This is a genomic window from Klebsiella sp. M5al (assembly GCF_002090195.1).
Taxonomy (GTDB): domain Bacteria; phylum Pseudomonadota; class Gammaproteobacteria; order Enterobacterales; family Enterobacteriaceae; genus Klebsiella; species Klebsiella grimontii.
This window is the reverse complement of record NZ_CP020657.1, coordinates 1,527,746-1,548,585: the sequence shown is the minus strand read 5'-3', so window position 1 is coordinate 1,548,585 and position 20,840 is coordinate 1,527,746. Positions and strand designations below refer to the sequence as shown.

General features: G+C 58.9%; 18 protein-coding genes. 10 read left to right on the top strand and 8 right to left on the bottom strand.

Features of this window, described 5'->3' with window-relative positions:
- Nucleotides 1–56 precede the first annotated feature (56 nt).
- The 4 genes from BWI76_RS07345 to BWI76_RS07330 all read right to left on the bottom strand — a co-directional run bounded on the left by BWI76_RS07345 (nt 57) and on the right by BWI76_RS07330 (nt 3,602).
- Nucleotides 57–833: an ABC transporter substrate-binding protein gene (locus BWI76_RS07345; RefSeq protein WP_004135306.1), complete on the bottom strand. Its 777-nt coding sequence runs from the start codon at nt 831–833 to the stop codon at nt 57–59.
- A 19-nt stretch (nt 834–852) separates the two neighbouring features.
- Complete coding sequence (locus BWI76_RS07340) at nt 853–2,031, bottom strand: M20 aminoacylase family protein (RefSeq protein ID WP_004135304.1); 1,179 nt, start codon at nt 2,029–2,031, stop codon at nt 853–855.
- A 430-nt stretch (nt 2,032–2,461) separates the two neighbouring features.
- Nucleotides 2,462–2,932, bottom strand: a complete 471-nt coding sequence (locus BWI76_RS07335) for an RcnB family protein (protein ID WP_004135302.1) — start codon at nt 2,930–2,932, stop codon at nt 2,462–2,464.
- A gap of 277 nt (nt 2,933–3,209) precedes the next feature.
- Nucleotides 3,210–3,602 (bottom strand): hypothetical protein, encoded by a 393-nt coding sequence (locus BWI76_RS07330; protein ID WP_004135300.1) that lies wholly within the window; start codon nt 3,600–3,602, stop codon nt 3,210–3,212.
- 352 nt (nt 3,603–3,954) lie between these two features.
- Between BWI76_RS07330 and BWI76_RS07325 the strand changes: the two genes are divergently transcribed.
- The 5 genes from BWI76_RS07325 to BWI76_RS07305 all read left to right on the top strand — a co-directional run bounded on the left by BWI76_RS07325 (nt 3,955) and on the right by BWI76_RS07305 (nt 10,503).
- Nucleotides 3,955–4,878 (top strand): aminoimidazole riboside kinase, encoded by a 924-nt coding sequence (locus tag BWI76_RS07325; RefSeq protein ID WP_024358893.1) that lies wholly within the window; start codon nt 3,955–3,957, stop codon nt 4,876–4,878.
- Between the two features lie 165 nt (nt 4,879–5,043).
- Nucleotides 5,044–6,561 (top strand): carbohydrate porin, encoded by a 1,518-nt coding sequence (locus tag BWI76_RS07320; RefSeq protein ID WP_024358894.1) that lies wholly within the window; start codon nt 5,044–5,046, stop codon nt 6,559–6,561.
- A gap of 136 nt (nt 6,562–6,697) precedes the next feature.
- The gene (locus tag BWI76_RS07315; protein ID WP_004130149.1) at nt 6,698–8,068 is read left to right on the top strand and encodes a sucrose-specific PTS transporter subunit IIBC; all 1,371 of its coding nucleotides are present in this window, start codon (nt 6,698–6,700) and stop codon (nt 8,066–8,068) included.
- A complete protein-coding gene (locus BWI76_RS07310; protein ID WP_004135289.1) occupies nt 8,068–9,468 on the top strand; it encodes a sucrose-6-phosphate hydrolase in 1,401 nt (466 codons plus the stop codon). The genes BWI76_RS07315 and BWI76_RS07310 overlap by 1 nt, the downstream gene beginning before the upstream one ends.
- Before the next feature lie 30 nt (nt 9,469–9,498).
- A complete protein-coding gene (locus BWI76_RS07305; protein WP_004135287.1) occupies nt 9,499–10,503 on the top strand; it encodes a LacI family DNA-binding transcriptional regulator in 1,005 nt (334 codons plus the stop codon).
- Nucleotides 10,504–10,649: 146 nt separating this feature from the next.
- Here the strand turns inward: BWI76_RS07305 and BWI76_RS07300 are convergent, their stop codons facing one another.
- The 4 genes from BWI76_RS07300 to BWI76_RS07285 form a co-directional block, all read right to left on the bottom strand.
- Nucleotides 10,650–11,489 (bottom strand): PRD domain-containing protein, encoded by an 840-nt coding sequence (locus tag BWI76_RS07300; protein ID WP_049087505.1) that lies wholly within the window; start codon nt 11,487–11,489, stop codon nt 10,650–10,652.
- The gene (locus BWI76_RS07295) at nt 11,486–12,910 is read right to left on the bottom strand and encodes a glycoside hydrolase family 1 protein (RefSeq protein WP_024358900.1); all 1,425 of its coding nucleotides are present in this window, start codon (nt 12,908–12,910) and stop codon (nt 11,486–11,488) included. Before BWI76_RS07295 ends, BWI76_RS07300 begins: the two co-directional genes overlap by 4 nt.
- Nucleotides 12,907–14,787 (bottom strand): beta-glucoside-specific PTS transporter subunit IIABC, encoded by a 1,881-nt coding sequence (locus tag BWI76_RS07290; protein WP_004135282.1) that lies wholly within the window; start codon nt 14,785–14,787, stop codon nt 12,907–12,909. The genes BWI76_RS07295 and BWI76_RS07290 overlap by 4 nt, the downstream gene beginning before the upstream one ends.
- Nucleotides 14,788–14,998: 211 nt before the next feature.
- Nucleotides 14,999–15,928 (bottom strand): LysR substrate-binding domain-containing protein, encoded by a 930-nt coding sequence (locus BWI76_RS07285; RefSeq protein WP_004135280.1) that lies wholly within the window; start codon nt 15,926–15,928, stop codon nt 14,999–15,001.
- Nucleotides 15,929–16,099: 171 nt separating this feature from the next.
- On the opposite strand from BWI76_RS07285, the gene BWI76_RS07280 reads away from it, so the two are divergent.
- Genes BWI76_RS07280 through BWI76_RS07260 form a run of 5 tightly spaced genes read left to right on the top strand, consistent with a single transcriptional unit; the run spans nt 16,100 to nt 20,828 of the window.
- Complete coding sequence (locus tag BWI76_RS07280; RefSeq protein ID WP_004135279.1) at nt 16,100–17,050, top strand: branched-chain amino acid ABC transporter permease; 951 nt, start codon at nt 16,100–16,102, stop codon at nt 17,048–17,050.
- A 10-nt stretch (nt 17,051–17,060) separates the two neighbouring features.
- Complete coding sequence (locus BWI76_RS07275; protein ID WP_004135278.1) at nt 17,061–18,167, top strand: branched-chain amino acid ABC transporter permease; 1,107 nt, start codon at nt 17,061–17,063, stop codon at nt 18,165–18,167.
- Nucleotides 18,164–18,931 (top strand): ABC transporter ATP-binding protein, encoded by a 768-nt coding sequence (locus BWI76_RS07270; protein ID WP_004135277.1) that lies wholly within the window; start codon nt 18,164–18,166, stop codon nt 18,929–18,931. The genes BWI76_RS07275 and BWI76_RS07270 overlap by 4 nt, the downstream gene beginning before the upstream one ends.
- Nucleotides 18,924–19,643 carry an ABC transporter ATP-binding protein gene (locus BWI76_RS07265; RefSeq protein ID WP_024273872.1) on the top strand — a complete coding sequence of 240 codons (720 nt, stop codon included), beginning with the start codon at nt 18,924–18,926 and terminating at the stop codon, nt 19,641–19,643. Before BWI76_RS07270 ends, BWI76_RS07265 begins: the two co-directional genes overlap by 8 nt.
- Nucleotides 19,644–19,670: 27 nt before the next feature.
- The gene (locus BWI76_RS07260) at nt 19,671–20,828 is read left to right on the top strand and encodes a branched-chain amino acid ABC transporter substrate-binding protein (protein WP_064371466.1); all 1,158 of its coding nucleotides are present in this window, start codon (nt 19,671–19,673) and stop codon (nt 20,826–20,828) included.
- The last annotated feature ends 12 nt before the right edge of the window (nt 20,829–20,840 follow it).

Genomic DNA, 20,840 nt, shown 5'->3' with positions numbered 1-20,840 from the left:
AGTAAGAAAAGGAAGCTTGAAGCGGGCTAGCCGTGCCCGCTGAATGCATAACAACATTATGTCCCGGAATAGACGTCAAAGCTAAAATATTTCCCGGCTAACTTTTTATAAGTGCCGTCGGCGAGAATGCGGGCAATCGCGCCGTTAATCTCCTGACGCAGGGCATCGTCCTCTTTGCGCAGGCCAATCGCCGCGCCGGCGCCGAACAGCTTGTCGTCCTTCAGATGGCCGCCAACGAAGGCAAAATCTTTACCCTGCGGCTGCTGCAGGAAGCTGTAGTCGGCCATCATCCCGGACAGCACCGCGCCATCAATACGCCCGGACTCCAGATCCTGAACCACGCGATCCGCCCCCTGATAGGCGACGATATTGATCCCCGCCGTGCGCCAGTGCTGGTTGACGTAAGTCTCCTGCGCCGAGCCCTGTTCCACGCCGATGGTTTTGCCCTTCAGCTGTTCGACGGTATTCCCGGCCAGGGTATTTTTACGCGCCACGAGGAACACCGGACCGTTGTAGAGCTTGTCGCTAAAGCCGATCTGCTCTTTGCGCTTCTCGGTCATATACATGCCGGAGAGGATCGCGTCGAACTTACGCGCCTTCAGCGCCGGGATAATGCCGTCGAAGTTGCTTTCCACCCACACGCACTTGGCCTGCAGCTGGGCGCAAATCGCGTTGCCGAGGTCAATATCAAAACCCGCCAGCTTACCCTGCGGATCTTTCCATTCAAACGGCGCAAAGGTGGGATCGACGCCAAAGCGAATTTCCTTATTTTCTACGGCCAGGGCTGAAGTTGAGGCCATCAGCGCGACCCACAGCAGAAGAGATTTTTTCATTATTTACGGACTCCAGAGATCAACGGCAGTGTGTTTCAACTAACCGGACGAACAGCGTCGCGCCGGTAGAAATAATGTCATCATTAAAGTCATAGCCGGGGTTGTGCACCATACAGCCGCCCTTCCCGCCTTTCTCCCCATTACCCAGCAGGAAGTAGCAGCCGGGGCGTTTCTGGAGCATAAAAGCGAAATCTTCGCTGGCGTTCATCGGCGAAATGGATTCCAGCACGCCCTCCTCGCCAAATACCTCCAGCGCCAGCGCTTTGGCGAACTCGGTCTCCTCGTCGCTGTTGGTCAGCACCGGATAGGAGTCAAAAACCTCAACCTCGCTGCTGGCGCCGTAGCTTTTGGCGGTAAAATCAGCGAGCTCCTTGATCCGCTTAATCAGCAGGTCGCGAATTTCCGGCTTCATCGCCCGCACGCTTAGCTCCATCACCACGTTCTCGGGGATGACGTTGGAAGCGATACCCGCCTGGAAAGTGCCGACGCTCACCACCGCGGTTGCGCCCGGCGGTACGTTACGGGCAACGATACTTTGCAGATTCATCACCAGCGCCGCGCCGGTCACAATGGGGTCGACGGTGCGCTCGGGGTGCGCGCCGTGGCCGCCGTAACCGGTAATGGTGATTTTGACCGTATCCGCCGAGGCCATAAAATTACCGGCGTAAAAGCCGAGTTTCCCCACCGGCAGGCCCGGCATATTGTGCAGGCCGAAGATGCGCTCGCAGGGGAAACGTTCAAACAGGCCGTCTTTAATCATTAAATCCGCGCCGCCGATAGCTTCTTCCGCGGGCTGGAATATCAGGTGTACCGTGCCGTTGAACTGGCAGGCCGGCGAGGCGATATATTTCGCCGCCGCCAGCAGAATGGTGGTATGGCCATCGTGGCCGCAGGCGTGCATTTTCCCGGCAACGGTGCTGGCCCACGGGAGATCGGTCGCTTCGAAAATCGGCAGCGCGTCCATGTCGGCGCGCAGGCCGATTGTGCGCGGAGAATCGCCTTTGCTTAAGGTTCCGACCACCCCGGTTTTCGCCAGCCCGCGGGTCACCGTATAGCCCCACTCGGTCAGTTTTCCGGCCACCAGCTCGCTGGTATTAAACTCTTCCAGGCTTAATTCCGGATGGGCATGTAAATAATGACGGATCGCAATCATTTCATCTTCGGTGGCTTTAATTTCAGGAATTACACAGTCGGTCATGCCGGTCTCCGGGAATAGAATCAGATGCAAAGCTTTAATAACTTAACGTGCTAAGGGTTTATTGCAAGCAGGATTTCTTATTCCGCAGGCAGTTTTCATCTGATTTATTCATAGTGATTTAACGGCGAAGCGGACGTCTTTTACTCTCGCCTGAACCAGGGCGCTTCTTACATTCTCTGCTTTTTATTAACCATGAAGCACAATAACAATTTATAAAGTCTAAATACGCAGATAAAACATCAAAGAAGAGGCACAAGGATGATATTTTCAACTTTGCGCTTTTTAAGTGAGAACAAGGGCGGGTGGGCATTGCCCGATAGCGCTACGCTGACCGGACTACCGTCCCTCAGACGCGGGGAAATCGGTAGCCCGGACAGGCGCGCAGCACCGCCTCCGGGGGAAGCGGTAGCGAGGTTAAGGCAGAAAAAGGTTAGTGACTCAGCGCGCCGTTAATCAGGATCGACGTAATAATCCCGGTCGCGGCGGCAATCAGCACATAGTTGCCATCAATATAGGACCAGTGCTGCCCGCGCGGCGGTGCCGGTAATCCGCGATCGTTCCAGTCGTTTATCCGGTAATCATTGCCGCGAAAACGTTCCGGCGCCGGATGACCTTTGCGGAAATCATGCCCGTTCCACGCAAAGTGGTCCTGCTCATGACGCGCCTGATGAGGGTTACCCTGCGGCCCCTTGTCACCATGCGCCGGGCCACGGTTATCGCCGTTGCCCTGATGGTTGTTAGCCTGCGGCCCCTGCTGACGGTTACCGTTCGGGCCGCCGCGCCCGGCGTCTTGCTGCCAGACCTGCTGCTGACCGTGGTTGTTGCCGCCAGGGCCATCCGCCCAGGAGACAGAAGTTAAAGCACAAGATAAAATAATCGCCAGTGAAAGAATCTTTTTCATAATACACCTCCTGATATATTTCCTTTGTACCAGGAGAATGTGGAGGAATAGTGAGTAACAATATAACCAGGACAATTCCTGGCATATCCGCTTAGTCTTCCAGGGCGCATTTTTATTGCCTGCGCTCATTTAACCCAGCCACAGGGTTTACTATGCCCCCGGGTATACCGCAAGCCGGCTCGATATCCATTGCGGATAATTATCCCGAGGCTGAACCATGGACGCTAAATAACAAAAAAGGCCGCTTTCGCGACCTTTTTTAGCAAAGAGTCAGTAATTACTCAGTGACTTTAGTTTTTAGCTCTTCGGCACCCTGCTTGGTTTTATCCCAGCCTTCTTTGCTGACCTCTTTGGTCTTATTCCAGCTTTTTTCGGTGCCTTCTTTAGTTGCGTTCCAGCCCTTCTCAGTCCCTTCTTTGGTCTTATTCCAGGTTTTCTGCGCGCCTTCGCTGACTTCGCTGCCTACGCTGTCGCTTTTGCCTTCCGCCGCGTGTTTAGCTTTGAGCTGCTGCTCTTCACCCTGGTGCTGGGCCTCGTGCAGTTTTTCCTTCGCGGTGTTCGCCCCTTCATGGGCCGCCGCGACGGTATCGTCGGTTGCGTGTGTCGTTGTTGCAGCAAAAACAGGAGCTGCTACCAGAATCGCAGATAACGCAATCATTGCTTTTTTCATAATATCCTCTCTCGCTAACGAACTTAATGTTATGAGTCGCATTTAGCATGGCACAAGATTTTGCCGTCTGGCTTTAGGGATTGTTCTTAAAACTGATTTCAGACTTTTCTATCGACTTTTGGTCTGCCGCTCCCCCCTTTGCACCTGTCCGGGCTGCCGCTTTTTACCGCTATAGAGTCCGCAGCCATCAGAAGTCTCTCCCGCTCAGCCGAACGGCCGCTCTTTTGCCAACCGGCTCACGTTTTTATACCCTGGTTCGCACTTTTCCGCCGCTGACGTTCCCCTGATCCTGTCGCTATGCTTTAATAAGCTAAACCGGTTTAACTAAGTTTAGCTATGGAGATTTTTCAGCATGATTGCAAAAGTTTGGGTTCTGGGAGATGCGGTAGTTGACCTGCTGCCGGAGAGCGAAGGCCGTCTGCTGCGCTGCCCCGGCGGCGCGCCGGCCAACGTGGCGGTAGGTATCGCCCGTCTTGGCGGCATCAGCGGGTTTATCGGGCGCGTCGGCGACGATCCGTTTGGCCGCTTTATGCGCCACACCCTGCAGCAGGAGCTGGTCGACGTCAGCCATATGCGCCTCGACGGCGAGCACCGAACCTCCACCGTCGTGGTCGACCTTGACGATCAGGGCGAACGCACCTTTACCTTTATGGTGCGCCCAAGCGCGGATCTGTTCCTGGCGAAAGAAGACCTGCCGCAGTTTGCCGCCAACCAGTGGCTGCACGTCTGCTCTATCGCGCTCAGCGCCGAACCCAGCCGCAGCACCACCTTCGCGGCTATGGAGAAAATCAAGCTGGCCGGCGGCCGGGTCAGCTTTGACCCCAATATCCGCCCGGACCTCTGGCAGGATCAGGAGCTGCTGCACGCCTGCCTCGATCGCGCCCTGCGCATGGCCAACGTGGTGAAGCTGTCGGAAGAGGAACTGGTATTCATCAGCGGAAGTGATGATTTAGCGCAAGGCATCGCCAGCATCACCGCGCGCTACCAGCCTGAATTGCTGCTGGTCACCCAGGGCAAAGCGGGCGTGCTTGCCGCCTTCCAGCAGCAGTTTACCCATTTCAGCGCCAAGCCTGTGGTCAGCGTGGACACCACCGGCGCGGGTGACGCTTTTGTCGCCGGACTGCTCGCAAGCCTTGCCGCCAAAGGGATGCCGACGGATATCGAAGGGCTGGAACCCACCCTGACGCTAGCGCAAACCTGCGGCGCTCTGGCGACAACGGCGAAAGGCGCGATGACCGCTCTGCCATACCAGCGCGATCTTAATCGCCAGTTTTGATTCTTCAGGCCGTCGTGCGCGGCCCACTTTGTTGCATCCATCACATTTATTAAACCGGTTTAGCAAAATCCATTTCCAAATGTTAAGGGTCATGCTTAACATAGCGCCTAAACCGGTTTAGCAAAAAACAACATTTCCAAATTTTACTTTCGGGATGCAACCAGCATGTATAAAAAAAGCACACTCGCGGTCCTTATCGCTTTGCTAACCGGTGCCGCCTCAGCCCACGCGCAAACGGACCTCAGCACCATCGAAGCCCGCCTGGTCGCGCTGGAAAAACGCCTGCAGGAGGCGGAAAACAGAGCGCAAACCGCGGAAAACCGCGCCGAGTCAGCGGAGAAAAAAGTCCAGCAGCTGACCACCCAGCAGCAAAAAAATCAGGACACGACGCAGGAAGTGGTTCAACGTACCGCCAAGCTTGAGAAAAAAGCCGATGAGAAAAGCGGCTTTGAGTTTCACGGCTACGCCCGCTCCGGCGTGATAATGAATGATTCCGCCGCCAGCACCAAATCCGGCGCCTATATGACGCCAGCGGGGGAAACCGGCGGGGCTATCGGCCGTCTGGGAAACCAGGCCGATACTTATGTTGAAATGAACCTTGAACATAAGCAGACCCTGGATAATGGCGCGACGACCCGCTTCAAAGTGATGGTCGCCGACGGCCAAACCAATTATAACGACTGGACGGCGAGCACCAGTGATTTGAACGTTCGCCAGGCTTTCGTCGAACTGGGCAACCTGCCTGCCTTTGAAGGGCCGTTTAAAGGCTCCACCCTGTGGGCCGGGAAACGCTTTGACCGCGACAACTTTGATATTCACTGGATTGACTCTGACGTTGTGTTCCTCGCCGGTACCGGCGGCGGTATTTACGACGTCAGGTGGAACGATAGCATTCGCAGTAACTTCTCTCTTTACGGACGCAACTTCGGCGATATTGCTGACTCGAGCAATAGCGTGCAGAACTATATCGTCAGCATGAACAACTTCATCGGTCCGGTGCAGGTGATGGTCAGCGGGATGCGGGCAAAAGACAACGATGAACGTCAGGATACCAACGGCAATCCGGTCAAAGGCGATGCGGCAAATACCGGGACGCATGCGCTGCTCGGGTTGCATAACGACACTTTTTACGGCCTGCGTGAAGGCACCAGCAAAACCGCCCTGCTCTACGGTCACGGCCTGGGCGCTGAAGTTAAAGGCATCGGCTCTGACGGCGCGCTACGCTCGGGCGCCAACACCTGGCGCTTCGCCAGCTACGGCACCACGCCGCTCAGCAAAAACTGGTTTATCGCCCCGGCTATCCTGGCGCAAAGCAGTAAAGACCGTTATGCCGAGGGCGACAGCTATCAGTGGGCAACGCTCAACATGCGTCTGATCCAGGAGATCAACCAGAACTTCGCCCTCGCTTACGAAGGCAGCTACCAGTATATGGATCTTAAACCTGAAGGTTATAACGATCGCCATGCGGTGAACGGTAGCTTCTACAAGCTCACCTTCGCTCCGACCTTTAAGGTCGGCAGCATCGGTGATTTCTTCAGCCGTCCTGAAATCCGCCTTTACACCTCATGGATGGACTGGAGCAAAAAACTGAATAATTACGCCAGCGACGACGCGCTGGGCAGTAGTGGTTTTAAATCGGGCGGCGAATGGTCGTTCGGTATGCAGATGGAAACCTGGTTCTGACGGGTAACGTCTGACGGCAGGAACATCCGGGGCGATTACGCGCGCGTTGTCGCCCCGGACACGATAATGACGCAGAAACTGCGCCCCCGTGAACACGGGACGACAACACGAAAATTTTACGCATTCAGAGGGTACTATGGATTTTGAACAGATTTCCCGCTCGCTGCTTCCGCTTTTGGGAGGCAAGGAAAATATCGCCAGCGCCGCGCACTGCGCCACGCGTCTGCGGCTGGTGCTGGTCGATGATTCGCTGGCCGACCAGCAGGCCATCGGCAAAATTGAAGGGGTTAAGGGCTGTTTCCGCAACGCCGGGCAGATGCAGATTATTTTCGGCACCGGGGTGGTGAACAAGGTCTACGCCGCCTTTATCCAGGCGGCGGGCATTAGCGAATCGAGCAAGTCGGAAGCCGCCGACATTGCGGCGAAAAAGCTTAATCCTTTCCAGCGTATCGCGCGCCTGCTGTCGAACATCTTCGTGCCGATTATCCCGGCAATCGTCGCCTCCGGCCTGCTGATGGGCCTGCTGGGGATGGTCAAAACCTACGGCTGGGTTGACCCGAGCAACGCCCTCTACATCATGCTGGATATGTGCAGCTCGGCGGCGTTTATCATTCTGCCGATCCTGATTGGCTTTACCGCGGCCCGCGAATTCGGCGGTAACCCCTACCTCGGCGCGACGCTCGGCGGCATTCTGACCCACCCGGCGCTGACTAACGCCTGGGGCGTGGCCGCCGGTTTCCATACCATGAACTTCTTCGGCCTCGAGATCGCCATGATCGGCTATCAGGGGACAGTGTTCCCGGTGCTGCTGGCGGTATGGTTTATGAGCATCGTTGAGAAGCAGCTGCGTCGCGCGATCCCCGATGCGCTGGACCTGATCCTGACGCCGTTCCTGACGGTGATTATTTCCGGTTTTATCGCCCTGCTGATTATCGGCCCGGCCGGTCGCGCGCTCGGCGACGGCATCTCGTTTGTCCTGAGTACCCTGATTAGCCACGCCGGCTGGCTGGCTGGACTGCTGTTTGGCGGTCTCTATTCGGTTATCGTCATTACCGGTATTCACCACAGCTTCCACGCCATCGAAGCCGGGCTGCTGGGTAACCCGTCCATTGGGGTTAACTTCCTGCTGCCGATTTGGTCCATGGCCAACGTCGCTCAGGGTGGCGCCTGCCTGGCGGTATGGTTTAAAACCAAAGACGTCAAAATCAAAGCCATTGCGCTGCCCTCGGCGTTTTCCGCTATGCTGGGCATCACCGAGGCGGCGATTTTTGGTATCAACTTACGTTTCATGAAGCCGTTTATCGCGGCGCTGATCGGCGGCGCGGCGGGCGGCGCGTGGGTCGTGTCAGTGCACGTCTATATGAGCGCAGTCGGCCTGACGGCGATTCCCGGCATGGCTATCGTGCAGGCCAGCTCGCTGCTGAACTACATTATCGGTATGGTCATCGCCTTTGGCGTCGCTTTCGTCGTCTCTCTGCTGCTGAAATACAAAACGGACGCTGAATAATGTCACTTCCATCACGTTTGCCTGCGATTTTGCAGGCCGTTATGCAGGGCCAGCCGCGCGCGCTGGCCGATAGCCATTATCCCCGCTGGCACCATGCGCCGGTCACCGGGCTGATGAACGACCCCAACGGCTTTGTCGAGTTTGCCGGGCGCTATCACCTGTTCTACCAGTGGAACCCGCTCGCCTGCGATCATAAGTTCAAGTGCTGGGCGCACTGGAGTTCAGACGATCTGCTGCGCTGGCGGCATGAGCCTATTGCGCTGATGCCGGATGAAGAGTACGACCGCAACGGCTGCTACTCCGGCAGCGCGGTGGATAACAACGGTACGCTCACCCTGTGCTATACCGGCAACGTGAAGTTCGACGATGGCGGCCGAACCGCGTGGCAGTGCCTGGCGACGGAAAACGCCGACGGCACTTTCACTAAGCTCGGCCCGGTCCTGCCGCTGCCGGAGGGCTATACCGGCCACGTCCGCGACCCGAAAGTCTGGCGGCATCAAGACCGCTGGTACATGGTGCTGGGGGCGCAAGATCGGCAAAAGCGCGGTAAGGTGCTGCTGTTCAGCTCCCCGGACCTTCATCAGTGGCGCAGCGAGGGCGAAATCGCCGGTGACGGCATTAACGGCCTGAGCGACGCAGGCTATATGTGGGAGTGCCCGGATCTGTTTGCGCTCGGCGACCAGCATATTCTGATCTGCTGCCCGCAGGGGATTGCCCGTGAAGAAGAGCGCTTCCTCAATACCTATCCGGCGGTGTGGATGGCCGGTGGTTTCGACTACGACCGCGCCGCGTTCAGCCACGGCGAACTGCGCGAGCTGGACGCCGGATTCGAGTTTTACGCCCCGCAGACCACGCACACCCGCGATGGCCGCCGCCTGCTGGTCGGCTGGATGGGCGTCCCGGACGGCGAAGAGATGCGCCAGCCGACGCTCGCTCATGGCTGGATCCATCAGATGACCTGCCTGCGCGAGCTGGAATTTATCGACGGTCAGCTCTACCAGCGTCCGCTGCGCGAGCTGACCGCCCTGCGCGGGGAAGCGCACGGCTGGCAGGGGAACGCCCTGCCGCTGGCGCCGATGGAAATCGCGCTGCAAACTGCCGCCGACGACGCGCTAAGCCTTGATTTCGGCGGCGCGTTAACCCTCGAGCGCGACGCCAGCGGGATCCGACTGGCGCGACGCAGTCTCGTCAGCGACGAGATGCACTATCGCTACTGGCGCGGCGAGGTCCGCACGCTGCGGATTTTCTTCGATCGGTCGAGCGTGGAGATTTTCATTAACGACGGCGAAGGCGTAATGAGCAGCCGCTGCTTCCCGGCTTATCCGGCGCAGCTGATTTTCTCCGGTAGCGCGCCGGATGCATTCTGCTACTGGCCGCTGCGCACATGCATGGTAGAATAAGCGTTTTGCTTTCAGGCTCATGGCGTCGTAATGAAAACCAAACGCGTAACCATTAAAGATATCGCCGAACTGGCGGGCGTTTCCAAAGCGACCGCCAGCCTGGTGCTGAACGGGCGTGGCAAAGAGCTGCGCGTGGCGCAGGAAACGCGCGAGCGCGTGCTGGCGATTGCCCGCGAGCAGCACTATCAGCCGAGCATTCACGCCCGCTCCCTGCGCGATAACCGCAGCCACACCATCGGCCTGGTGGTGCCGGAGATCACCAACTACGGCTTTGCGGTCTTTTCCCATGAGCTGGAGATGCTGTGCCGCGAGGCGGGCGTCCAGCTGCTGATCTCCTGTACCGACGAAAACCCCGGTCAGGAGAGCATGGTGGTCAATAACATGATTGCCCGTCAGGTCGACGGGCTGATCGTCGCCTCCTGTATGCACGCCGATGCAGACTATCTCAAGCTCAGCGAACAGCTGCCGGTGGTGCTGTTTGACCGCTACCCGAATGAAAGCGCCCTGCCGCTGGTGATGACCGATTCAATTACCCCGACGGCGGAGCTGATTGCCCGCATCGCGCCTCAGCATCGCGATGAGTTCTGGTTTTTAGGCGGCCAGCCGCGCCTGTCGCCCTCCCGCGATCGTCTGGCCGGGTTTACGCAAGGTCTGGCCCAGGCGGGTATTGAATTGCGCCCGGAGTGGGTGATCAACGGCAACTACCATCCCAGCTCCGGCTATGAGATGTTCGCCGCCCTCTGCGCGCGTCTGGGTCGGCCGCCAAAGGCGCTGTTTACCGCCGCCTGCGGGCTGCTGGAAGGGGTGCTGCGCTATATGAGCCAGCACCATTTGCTCGATTCAGACATCCACCTGGCGAGCTTTGACGATCACTATCTCTACGATTCGCTGTCGCTGCGTATTGATACCGTCCAGCAGGACAACCGCCAGCTGGCCTGGCACTGCTACGATTTGATAAGCCAGCTGATTGACGGCAACACGCCCGAGCCGCTACAGCGCTACCTGCCGGCGACGCTGCAGTTTCGGCATCGTTGAAATAACACGGCATCGGCTACCCGTTTTAGACGCCCTGCCCGCATTTTTGCCGGGTGGCGGCTGGCGCCTTACCCGGCCTACAAAACCCTTAATATTCTCAGGCGAATGGGGGAAACGCGCGCTTTTATCCTCAGAATAGAACACGCTCACGCATCCAGGCCCGCGATCCGCACCAGATGTACGGTGAGCCATAACAGCTCGTTGCCGCCGAGGGTGATATCGAGCTGGGCTTTGACGTAATCGCGGATCAGCAGCGCGCAGCGGTACGCCTCCGGATACTCCTTAATCACCTGCACCAGCAGAAAACTGTCCCGCGCGCCGTCCAGCTCTCCCTCTTGTAAACGCTGGAGGAAAAACTGCATATGGACCAGAAAACGCGAGTAGTTAATCGAGTCGGTGTCTATCGGCTGTTTAAAGTGATACTGCACGAGATTAAAAATATCCTTCAGCATCTTCACCGACTGCATGGTTTGCGCCACGTCGTCGCCCTCGCTCTGGCCGTTTACCAGATGAAAGGCGATATTCCCGGCTTCCTCCTCCGGCAGTTCAATCCCGTACTGCTGGCGAATAATCGTTACCGCCTCGCTGGCGACGCGGAACTGCTGCGGATAAAAACGCCTGACTTCCGGCAGCAGGCGATTTTGAATGGCGATCCCTTTGCGGCTGCGCTCGATGGCAAAGGTCAGGTGGTCGGCGAGGGTAAAGAAAATCTGCTCGCGAACCTTGCTGGCGAGCTGCATATTGGCGCGGGAAATAATCATCGCCGCCATTTCAATGACCTCATCCGGAATGGCGGAGAGCGCCTCAAGATAGCCGCTGCGCGCGCCGAGCGCCTGGGTCACGAACAGCTTCTCAATCTTATCCGGGGCGATCTCATCCCCGGGTCTGCTGTTGAAGCCAATGCCTTTCCCCATGACGATAACCTCCCTGCTATCGTCATCCATAGAGAGCACCAGGCTATTATTGAGCACCTTCTGAACAATCATCTCTGCGACTCGTCGTGGTTGCCGTTTTGCGCGATGACATCCTTATACCACCAGAAGCTGCGTTTGCGGATCCTTTGCAGGCTTTTCAGGTCATCCTCGCCGCGATCGACATAAATAAAACCGTAGCGCTTGGCGTATCCCTGATGGGTGCTGACCACGTCAATCGCCGCCCACGGACAGTAGCCCATCAGCTCGACGCCGTCGGCTATCGCCAGGCGCATTTGCTCAATATGCGCCTGTAAGAAGGCGATGCGATAGTCGTCATTTACCGTCCCATCAGGCGCCAGCTTATCCGGCGCGCCCATGCCGTTTTCGCTAATCAGAATCGGCAGGCCGTAGCGTTCGCACACTTTACGCAGCGTCAGGCGCAGCCCCACCGGATCGACCACCCAGCCGTAGGGGGTTTTGCCAACCCACGGGTTTTCCGCCGGACGATAAACCCCCTCTTCGCCCAGCATAATTTGCTGGTCCCCGGCGCGGGGCGCAACGTCGCCGCCGTCGCCCCGGCTGGCGGCAATGGTAGCGGTCGAGTAGTAGTTAATGGCGATAAAGTCCGGCCTCCCCTGCTGCAAAATCAGCGCATCTTCCGGCTGCAGCTCCGGCGCGAGGCCGCGATCCTGCATATAGGCCCACGCCAGGGCGTTGTAGCGGCCATGCGCCGCAACATCCAAAAAGCTCCAGCAGCGCAGCGTCTCCCAGTTATGCGCGGCGATGGCGTCCTCAGGCTTACAGCTTTCGGCGTACATCGACGTGGTGTTTATCGCCGGGCCGATGCGCAGCCCGGGGAACTCGCGGTGGCACAGGGCGAAGATCTGCGCCTGGGCCAGCATCATATGATGATTCTGCTGGTACAGCGCCTTCTTGTCCGGCAGTTCGCGATCCGCTGGCACGCCAATCGCGCCGGGATGGAGGATCATGGTGTTCTGTTCATTGATGGTCAGCCAGAGCGGAACTTTGGCGGCAAATTCGCTGAACAGCAGCCTGGCATAGCGCACGAATGCCTCCCCGGTTTTGCGGTTCAGCCAGCCGCCTTTAAGCTCCAGCGCCCACGGCAGGTCGAAGTGGTACAGCGTGACGATGGGGGTGATGCCATGGCGGGTCAGGGCGTCGATCAGGCGGTGATAAAACGCCAGCCCGGTCGGATTCACCGGGCCATCGCCGTCAGGTATCACCCGCGACCAGGCCACCGAAAAACGGTAGGCCTTCAGCCCCATCTGCGCCATCAGCGCGACGTCCTCCTCCACGCGATGATAGTGGTCGCTGGCGATGCGGAAGTCCGCCGTTCCCGGCGGATGGCTGAGCATATCGACCACCGAAGGGCCTTTACCATCTTCATTCCACGCGCCCTCAACCTGATAGGCTGAGGTGGACGCGCCCCACAGAAAACCGTCCGGGAACTGCGCTTTCTTTTGATAAATCATGCCTGCGCCTCCTTAGCGGATTGCACCATCAGTTGCTCCCCGTAATCGACCTGCGCGGCGGCAGTCAGGCGCAGTGAGTGCTGCTCGTCGCCGTTGACCACAATCACCGGGGTAATCAGGTCATACCCGGCCTGCTCGATGGCGGGAATATCAAAGCGGATTAGCTCCTGTCCCGCTTCCACCCTATCGCCCACCTTCAGCGTAGAGCTAAAGTGCTGGCCGTTAAGATTAACGGTGTCGATACCGATATGGATCAGCAGCTCAAGACCGCTGTCGCTCTGCAGGCCAACGGCGTGGCACGACGGCAGAAACATCATCACCGTGCCGCTAAACGGCGCGCGCAGTACCCCTTCCTCGGGACGAATCGCCAGCCCCTCGCCCAGCAGGCCGCCGGAAAAGACGTCATCGTTCACTTCGCTGAGCGCCACCACCTGGCCGCGCAGCGGGCTGAATACTTCCGTCTCCCCCTCGTTTTTCGGGCTCACCGCAGGCTGCGGCGCCTCGCCCACTTCCTCTTGTTCCTCAGGAACGTCTTTAAAAGCGATAAACCAGGTCAGGGTAAAGGTCACCACGATGGAGATCGCGCAGGTTACCAGCGCATGGACGATGTTCATCGGGTTTTCGCCGATAAACGCCGGCAGCGCCGCGAGGCCTGGCGAGACAAACGCGTAGCGCACCAGCCCGCTCACCCCGGCGTAGACCCCGGCGCAGCCGCCGCCGATCATCGCGGCAATCAGCACGCGGCGGAACTTGAGCAGCACCCCGTACAGCGCCGGTTCGGTGATCCCCAGCAGCGCGGTAAAGCCCGACGAAGAGGCCAGCTGGCGCAGGTTGCTATTTTTGGTTTTCAGCGCCACGCACAGCGTCGCCGCCCCCATCGCCACGTTGGACGCCAGCATCCCCGGTCCGTTAATCATCTCGTAACCGCTTTTACTCAGCTGGCCGGTGGCGATCGGCGTCATCGCCCAGGCGGTGCCGGTAATAATCAGGAAGGGCTGCAGGGTGCCCATCAGCATCGGGATCAACCAGCTGGCGTGGCGGTCGATAGCGCCCGCCCCGGCAGCCACCAGATCGTTAAGCAAAATGCCCGCCGGGCCGACCACCACCAGCGCCAGCGGCGCGGTAATCAGCAGGATCAGCATCGGCTTAACAAAGAATTTAATAATCGACGGCGAGACTTTTTCGGCAAAGCGCTCCACCCACGACATCAGCCACACCGTCAGAATGATCGGCAGCACCGAACCGGCGTAATCGGAAAGCAGGACGTTGATGCCGACAAAATCGACCGCTTTACCGGCCGCCAGCATCTGGCCGATGCCCGGATGCAGCAGCACGCCCGCGAGGGTCATCGCCAGAATCGGGTTGCATTCAAACTTCAGCGATGCGCCGTAGGCCAGCAGCACCGGTAGGAAGAAGAAGGCGGCGTCGGCAATAATATTCAACAGCTGATACGTCGAGCTGGTCTCGCTAATCACCCCGGTGAGCTTGAGAATAGCCAACAGCGCTTTAATCATCCCCGCGCCGGTAATCGCCGGGATCACCGGGGTAAAGGTGGTCGAAATAACGCTGATAATCCGGGCGACGATGCCGGCCGGCTTCGCATTTTTATCGCCGCCTGCCGGGCCTTTTTTCTCCGGCAGCGCCTTATTGAGCCGCCGGTAAACCTGCTGCACCTCGTTACCGATCACAATCTGGAACTGGCCGCCCTTCTCCACCACGCTGATCACGCCGGGGAGGGTGCCAATCTGCGCATCGTTTACCTTTGCGCGGTCGTTGAACTCCATGCGCAGCCGGGTGGCGCAATGGGTGAGCATGCGGATATTCTCCGCACCGCCCACCGCGTGGAGGATTTTGTCTGCTGTTTCGTTATAGTTCATAGTGTTCCCTGGTGTTGGGGCAAAAAAAAAGACCAAAACAGAGACGCTCCCCTTGGCGGGAGAGCATTTCTATTTTGGTCTTGCCTGCTTTCGCAGTAGCACGCCATCATAAAAATGGGTTATTTCGGCGGATTATCTAAGCGCCCCTGCGTAATGACAATGGCAACCGAACAAAAATGTGAGCTGGATTAAGTAAATTCTTAACTAAATATCAACCGAGGGCCTGCTGGCGTAGCCAGCTCTGCAATAGCTTACCGTTGGGGGTCATATCACTATCCTGACGTACGCAAAGATAATAATCCCGGCCATCATCAATTGCCGCATCGAAGATTTTCACCAACTCGCCGCTCTTCAGATAGGGAGCGATCAGCGGTTCGCGCATGAGCGCGCAGCCCAGCCCGGCCTGCACGCCCGCGAGGGTCAACAGGCCATCCTCAAATAATGGCCCGGTCGAGCGCGGCGGGCGCTTCACTCCCTGCTGCACAAACCACTGATTCCAGGTCGTGCGCTCCTCGTCGTGCAGCAGCGGCATCTGCAACAGCTGTTCCGGGGTATCAATATGCCCGTGCAGGCGTAAAAAGGCCTGGCTGCATACCGGCACCATTTTGCCGGAAATCAGCTTTTCGCTTTGATAGCCCACCCAGTGACCGTTGCCAAAGCGGATCGACATATCGGAAGCGTCGCTAAGATAGTTGCGATGGTTGGCGTAGACCACGTTGATTTCGGTATGCGGATTGGCGTGCACGAATGACGGCAGGCGGGGAATAAACCAACCCATGCCAAACAGCGGGATCAGGCTGATCGTCACCTGCTGGGTTTGCACCTGCTCGACCAGATGCTCGGTGGCCTGGCGCAGCACGTTAAACGCCGCGCGGATCGAGCGATAATACTCCCGCCCCTGCTGGCTGAGGGTCAGCCGTCGCCCCTGACGTTCGGTGAGCGGGATCTGCAAATAGCCTTCCAGCACTTTGAGCTGATGGCTAACCGCCGAGGGCGATATCGCCAGCTCCTGCGCCGCCAGGGTTACGCTGCCGAGGCGCGCGATCGCCTCGAAGGCGCGCACCGCCCGCAGCGGCGGATCGTTTACCAAAGTACTCTGCGACCAGCTACCCGGCGCCTCCGATTGTTCTGTTTTTTTCATATATTGATTTTCTTAGCGCATTACGCTATCCAGCGATTTATTAAATTATATTTAAAATCATAATTTTAGTTAACCACACATTTATAATAAGAAAGAATATATGCGTATTTTACAATTTAATTCATTTGTTGGATGGTAGCTATTATTTGAGCATCTTGTCGGAACAATCAGTTGGACACACTCATACAACAAATCATCAACGGGGTCATGCTCGGCAGCATCTACGCCCTGATCGCGCTCGGCTATACCATGGTGTACGGCATCCTGCGCATTATTAACTTTGCCCACGGCGACATTCTGATGGTCGGCGCGTTGACCACCCTTTCCGGGATGCACGCCCTGAACGCGCATTTCCCCACTCTGCCGCCGCTGGCGCAGCTCGGGCTGGCGCTGCTGCTGGCCATGACGGTCTGCGCCCTGCTGGCGATGGCGGTCGAACGCTTTGCCTACCGCCGCCTGCGCAACGCCCCGCGCCTGGCGCCGCTGATCTCCGGGATCGGCGTCTCGGTGCTGCTGCAAACCGTGGCGATGATCGTCTGGTCGCGCAATCCGCTGATGTTCCCGCAGATCCTGCCAATGGATCCGATCGCCGTGACCCACGGCAGCGCAGCGCATCCTCCGGCTCTCATTACCGTCACCGGTATCGTCACCGTCGCGCTGGCCCTCACGGTGATGCTTGGCCTGTGGCTGCTGGTGGAATACACCCGCTTAGGCCGCGGTATGCGCGCGGTAGCGGAAAATCCACGCATCGCTACGCTAATGGGCGTTAACCCTAACGCGATTATCGCCCTCACTTTCGCCATCGGCGGCGTATTCGCCGCGCTGGCTGGCGTGATGATGGCCAGCAACTACGGCAGCGCTGGTTTCTCCATGGGCTTTCTGCCCGGCATTAAAGCCTTTACCGCCGCGGTGCTCGGCGGCATCGGCAATATTCGCGGCGCGATGATCGGCGGCCTGCTGCTGGGGCTTATCGAATCCCTCGGAGCGGGCTATCTCGGCGACCTGACCCACGGCGTCTTCGGCAGCAACTACCAGGATATTTTCGCCTTTATGGTGCTGATCCTGGTGCTGGTCTTCCGCCCGGCCGGTTTGCTCGGCGAACGCGTCGCGCACCGGGCTTAGGAGAAAAATCATGACAACGCTACAACTCGATACTCCTGCCGTCTCCCGCCGCTTCTGGTCCGGGATGACCCTGTTGGTCTGCGCGCTGCTGGTGGCGCCGATGGTCGCCAGCCAGCTCGGCGGCAACTACTGGGTGCGGGTCATCGACTTCGCCCTGCTCTACGTTATGCTGGCGCTGGGGCTGAATATTGTGGTCGGCTATACCGGCCTGCTGGATATGGGCTTTATCGCCTTTTACGCCGTCGGCGCGTATTTGGCGGCGCTGCTGGCTTCTCCGCATCTGCTGGACGTCTTCCCGATTTTAAATAGTTGGTTTCCGGACGGCCTGCACACCTCCTGGCTGGTGATTATTCCGCTCGCCGCGCTGGTGGCGGCAGGCTGCGGTATCGTGCTGGGCGCGCCGACGCTGAAGCTGCGCGGCGACTATCTGGCGATTGTCACCCTCGGGTTCGGCGAAATTATCCGCATCCTGATGCGCAACCTCGACCGTCCGGTCAACATCACCAACGGCGCAAAAGGCATCTCCGGGGTCGATTCGCTGAATCTGTTCGGCCTCAAGTTTAGCGGCGTTTATCACTGGTTCGGCTTTAAAGTCCCGGCGCTGTGGCTGTGGTACTACCTTCTGATGCTGGTGATTGTGGCGATTATTTTCGTCTGCCTGCGGCTGCAGCATTCGCGCATTGGCCGCGCCTGGCACGCCATCCGCGAGGATGAAGACGTCGCCCGGGCGATGGGCATCAACCTGCGTAACTACAAACTGCTGGCTTTCGCTATCGGCGCCTCATTCGGCGGCGTGGCGGGCGCGCTGTTCGGCGCATTTCAGGGCTTCGTTTCGCCGGAATCCTTTACCCTGCAGGAGTCGATTGCGGTGCTGGCGATGGTGGTGCTGGGCGGGATGGGGCATATCCCCGGCGTGATCCTCGGCGCGGTACTGCTGACCGCGCTGCCGGAGCTGCTGCGCAGCCAGGCGGCGCCGGTACAGCAGGCGCTGTTTGGCGAAGTGCTGATTGACCCGGAAGTGCTGCGCCAGCTGTTCTACGGCCTGGCGCTGGTGCTGGTCATGCTTCTGCGCCCGCAGGGCATCTGGCCCGCGCGACATCAAGGAGCGAAAGCATGAGCCTGTTAAGCGTATGCCATATGACGAAGCGTTTCGGCGGTCTGACGGCGGTCGACAACGTATCGCTGAGTATTAATCAGGGTGAAATCTACGGCCTGATCGGCCCCAACGGCGCGGGGAAAACCACCTGCTTTAACCTGATTACCGGCCTCTACCCGGCGGACAGCGGCGAGTTCGCTATCGGTGGCGAAGCCTATTTTCCGAGCAATATTGAGAAAGTGACCGCCGCGGGCATCGCCCGCACCTTCCAGAACGTGCGGCTGTTTAACAACATGTCGGTACTGGAGAACGTTATGGTGGGCCGCCACGTCCGCACCCGCAACGGCCTGTGGGCCGCGATCTCCCGTCATAAACGCGCCCGCGCCGAGGAGACGCAAACCCGCGAGCTGGCCTGGCACCTGCTGGACTATACCGGCATCTCGCAGTTCGCCCACTATCGCGCCTGCGACCTCGCCTACGGTCACCAGCGGCGGCTGGAGATTGCCCGCGCGCTGGCCACCGAACCGCGCCTGCTGGCGCTGGATGAACCGGCGGCCGGAATGAACGCCGCCGAGAAGATGGCCCTTGGCGAACTGCTGCTGCGCATTCGTGACGACGGCAAAACGCTGCTGATGATTGAGCATGACGTCAAGCTGGTAATGGGGATCTGCGATCGCCTGATGGTGCTGGATTACGGCAAAACGTTAACCAGCGGCACGCCGGATACCGTACGCCGCGATCCGGCGGTGATCGCCGCCTGGCTGGGAGGCAATATCCATGTCTGATTTATTAACCGTCAACCAGCTTAGCGTCCACTACGGCGGCATCCAGGCGGTGCGCGACGTCTCATTCAGCGTTAAAGAGGGCGAGCAGACCACGCTTATCGGCGCCAACGGCGCGGGCAAAAGCTCCACCGTGCGCGCCATTACCGGGCTGGAACCCTTTAGCGGTGAAATTTTGTTTAACGGCAAGCCGATCCGCAAACGTCGGGCCGAATCCCTGCTGCGCGAAGGACTGGTGATGGTGCCGGAAGGACGCGGCATCTTTGCCCGCATGACGGTGCTGGAAAACCTGCAAATGGGCGCCTGGCTACGACGCGACGCGGCGGCGGTAAAGCAGGAGATGGGCGCCATCTTCGCTAATTTCCCGCGCCTCGCCGAACGCCAGCATCAGTTGGCGGGGCTGCTCTCCGGCGGTGAACAGCAGCTGCTGGCGCTCAACCGCGCCCTGCTCAGCCAGCCGCGCCTGCTGATCCTCGACGAACCGTCGATGGGCCTGGCGCCGCTGATGGTCGAGAACATTTTTCGCGTTATCGCCACCCTGCGCCAGCGCGGCGTCGCGCTGCTGCTGATCGAGCAGAACGCGCGCCTGGCGCTGGAGGCCACCGACAGCGCCTGGGTGATGGACAGCGGCAGCATCGTCGAGCGCGGTCCATCGCAGACGCTGCTGGCCGACGATCGTATTGCACAGATCTATTTGGGCGAAATGCCCGTTTAACACACCAACCAGCATCAGGGAAAAACAATGAAAACCGTAAAAATCAGCGCGCTCAGCGCCGCTATCCTGCTCAGTGGTTTTGCCTCATCCGCCGCGTGGTCCGCAGCCAGCGAAACCGTGATTATCGGCCTGGCTGGCCCGCTCACCGGCCCTTCCGCGCGTATCGGCAAGGATCTGGAAAACGGCGCGCAGCTGGCGATTGACGATATCAACAAGCAGCACCCGACCATCGGCGGCAAGGCGGTAACCTTCAAGCTGCAGTCGGAAGACGATCAGTCCGACCCACGCACCGCCGTTGCCGTCGCCCAGCGTCTGGTGGACAGCGGCGTCGCGGGCGTCGTCGGCCACTGGAATACCGGCACCAGCATTCCCGCTGCGCGGGTTTACCACGATGCGGGCATCGCCCAGGTCGCGCCGGTCGCCACCGGGCACGCCTACACCAAACAGGGCTTCGACACCAGCTTCCGCGTGATGGGCCACGACGATGACGGCGGCCAGTTTGCCGGACAGTACGCGGTACAAACCCTGAAGGCCAAACGCATCGCGGTCATCGATGACCGTACCGCCTTCGGCCAGGGGCTGGCGGATGAGTTTATTAAGTCGCTGGAAGTACAGGGAATCAATATCGTCGATCGCCAGTACGTCGATGACAAAACCGTCGACTTCAGCGCCGTGCTGACCGCGATCCGCAGCAAAAACGCCGACCTGATTTTCTTTGGCGGCGTCGATAGTCAGGCCGCCCCGCTGGCGCGCCGCATCAAACAGCTGGGCATGAACGCTACCCTGATGGGCGCAGGTGGCTTCGTTAGCCAGACCTTCCTCCAGCTGGCGCAGAAAGAGGGCGACGGCGTGGTGGCGCTGGAGCCGGGACTGCCGGTCGAGCGGATGCCGGGCGGTAAAGCCTTCGAGCAGGCCTACCAGTCGCGCTATCACACCCATATCGAACTGCACGCGCCGTTCGCCTATGACGCTACCCGCGTGCTGGTCGCGGCGATGGAAAAAGCCGACTCCGTCGATCCCGCCGACTATCTGCCCGCCCTGCGCGCCATTAACTACGCCGGCGTGACCGGACAAATCGCCTTTGATAAAGAGGGCAACCTGAAATCGCCAACCTTTACCGTTTATAAAGTCGTCGAGGGCAAATGGCAGCCGCAAACCGTACTCGGCGGCGCAACAACGCAGTAACGCAGTGAGGCA

What these genes read in the sequence shown, in the direction of transcription:
- BWI76_RS07295 (WP_024358900.1), bottom strand. Translation starts at nt 12,910, where the DNA reads ATGATTTATCAAAAGAAAGCGCAGTTCCCGGACGGTTTTCTGTGGGGC.
- BWI76_RS07315 (WP_004130149.1), top strand. Translation starts at nt 6,698, where the DNA reads ATGGATTTTGAACAGATTTCCCGCTCGCTGCTTCCGCTTTTGGGAGGC.
- BWI76_RS07330 (WP_004135300.1), bottom strand. Translation starts at nt 3,602, where the DNA reads ATGAAAAAAGCAATGATTGCGTTATCTGCGATTCTGGTAGCAGCTCCT.
- BWI76_RS07290 (WP_004135282.1), bottom strand. Translation starts at nt 14,787, where the DNA reads ATGAACTATAACGAAACAGCAGACAAAATCCTCCACGCGGTGGGCGGT.
- BWI76_RS07270 (WP_004135277.1), top strand. Translation starts at nt 18,164, where the DNA reads ATGAGCCTGTTAAGCGTATGCCATATGACGAAGCGTTTCGGCGGTCTG.
- BWI76_RS07335 (WP_004135302.1), bottom strand. Translation starts at nt 2,932, where the DNA reads ATGAAAAAGATTCTTTCACTGGCGATTATTTTATCTTGTGCTTTAACT.
- BWI76_RS07320 (WP_024358894.1), top strand. Translation starts at nt 5,044, where the DNA reads ATGTATAAAAAAAGCACACTCGCGGTCCTTATCGCTTTGCTAACCGGT.
- BWI76_RS07275 (WP_004135278.1), top strand. Translation starts at nt 17,061, where the DNA reads ATGACAACGCTACAACTCGATACTCCTGCCGTCTCCCGCCGCTTCTGG.
- BWI76_RS07325 (WP_024358893.1), top strand. Translation starts at nt 3,955, where the DNA reads ATGATTGCAAAAGTTTGGGTTCTGGGAGATGCGGTAGTTGACCTGCTG.
- BWI76_RS07265 (WP_024273872.1), top strand. Translation starts at nt 18,924, where the DNA reads ATGTCTGATTTATTAACCGTCAACCAGCTTAGCGTCCACTACGGCGGC.
- BWI76_RS07310 (WP_004135289.1), top strand. Translation starts at nt 8,068, where the DNA reads ATGTCACTTCCATCACGTTTGCCTGCGATTTTGCAGGCCGTTATGCAG.
- BWI76_RS07260 (WP_064371466.1), top strand. Translation starts at nt 19,671, where the DNA reads ATGAAAACCGTAAAAATCAGCGCGCTCAGCGCCGCTATCCTGCTCAGT.
- BWI76_RS07340 (WP_004135304.1), bottom strand. Translation starts at nt 2,031, where the DNA reads ATGACCGACTGTGTAATTCCTGAAATTAAAGCCACCGAAGATGAAATG.
- BWI76_RS07345 (WP_004135306.1), bottom strand. Translation starts at nt 833, where the DNA reads ATGAAAAAATCTCTTCTGCTGTGGGTCGCGCTGATGGCCTCAACTTCA.
- BWI76_RS07285 (WP_004135280.1), bottom strand. Translation starts at nt 15,928, where the DNA reads ATGAAAAAAACAGAACAATCGGAGGCGCCGGGTAGCTGGTCGCAGAGT.
- BWI76_RS07300 (WP_049087505.1), bottom strand. Translation starts at nt 11,489, where the DNA reads ATGATTGTTCAGAAGGTGCTCAATAATAGCCTGGTGCTCTCTATGGAT.
- BWI76_RS07305 (WP_004135287.1), top strand. Translation starts at nt 9,499, where the DNA reads ATGAAAACCAAACGCGTAACCATTAAAGATATCGCCGAACTGGCGGGC.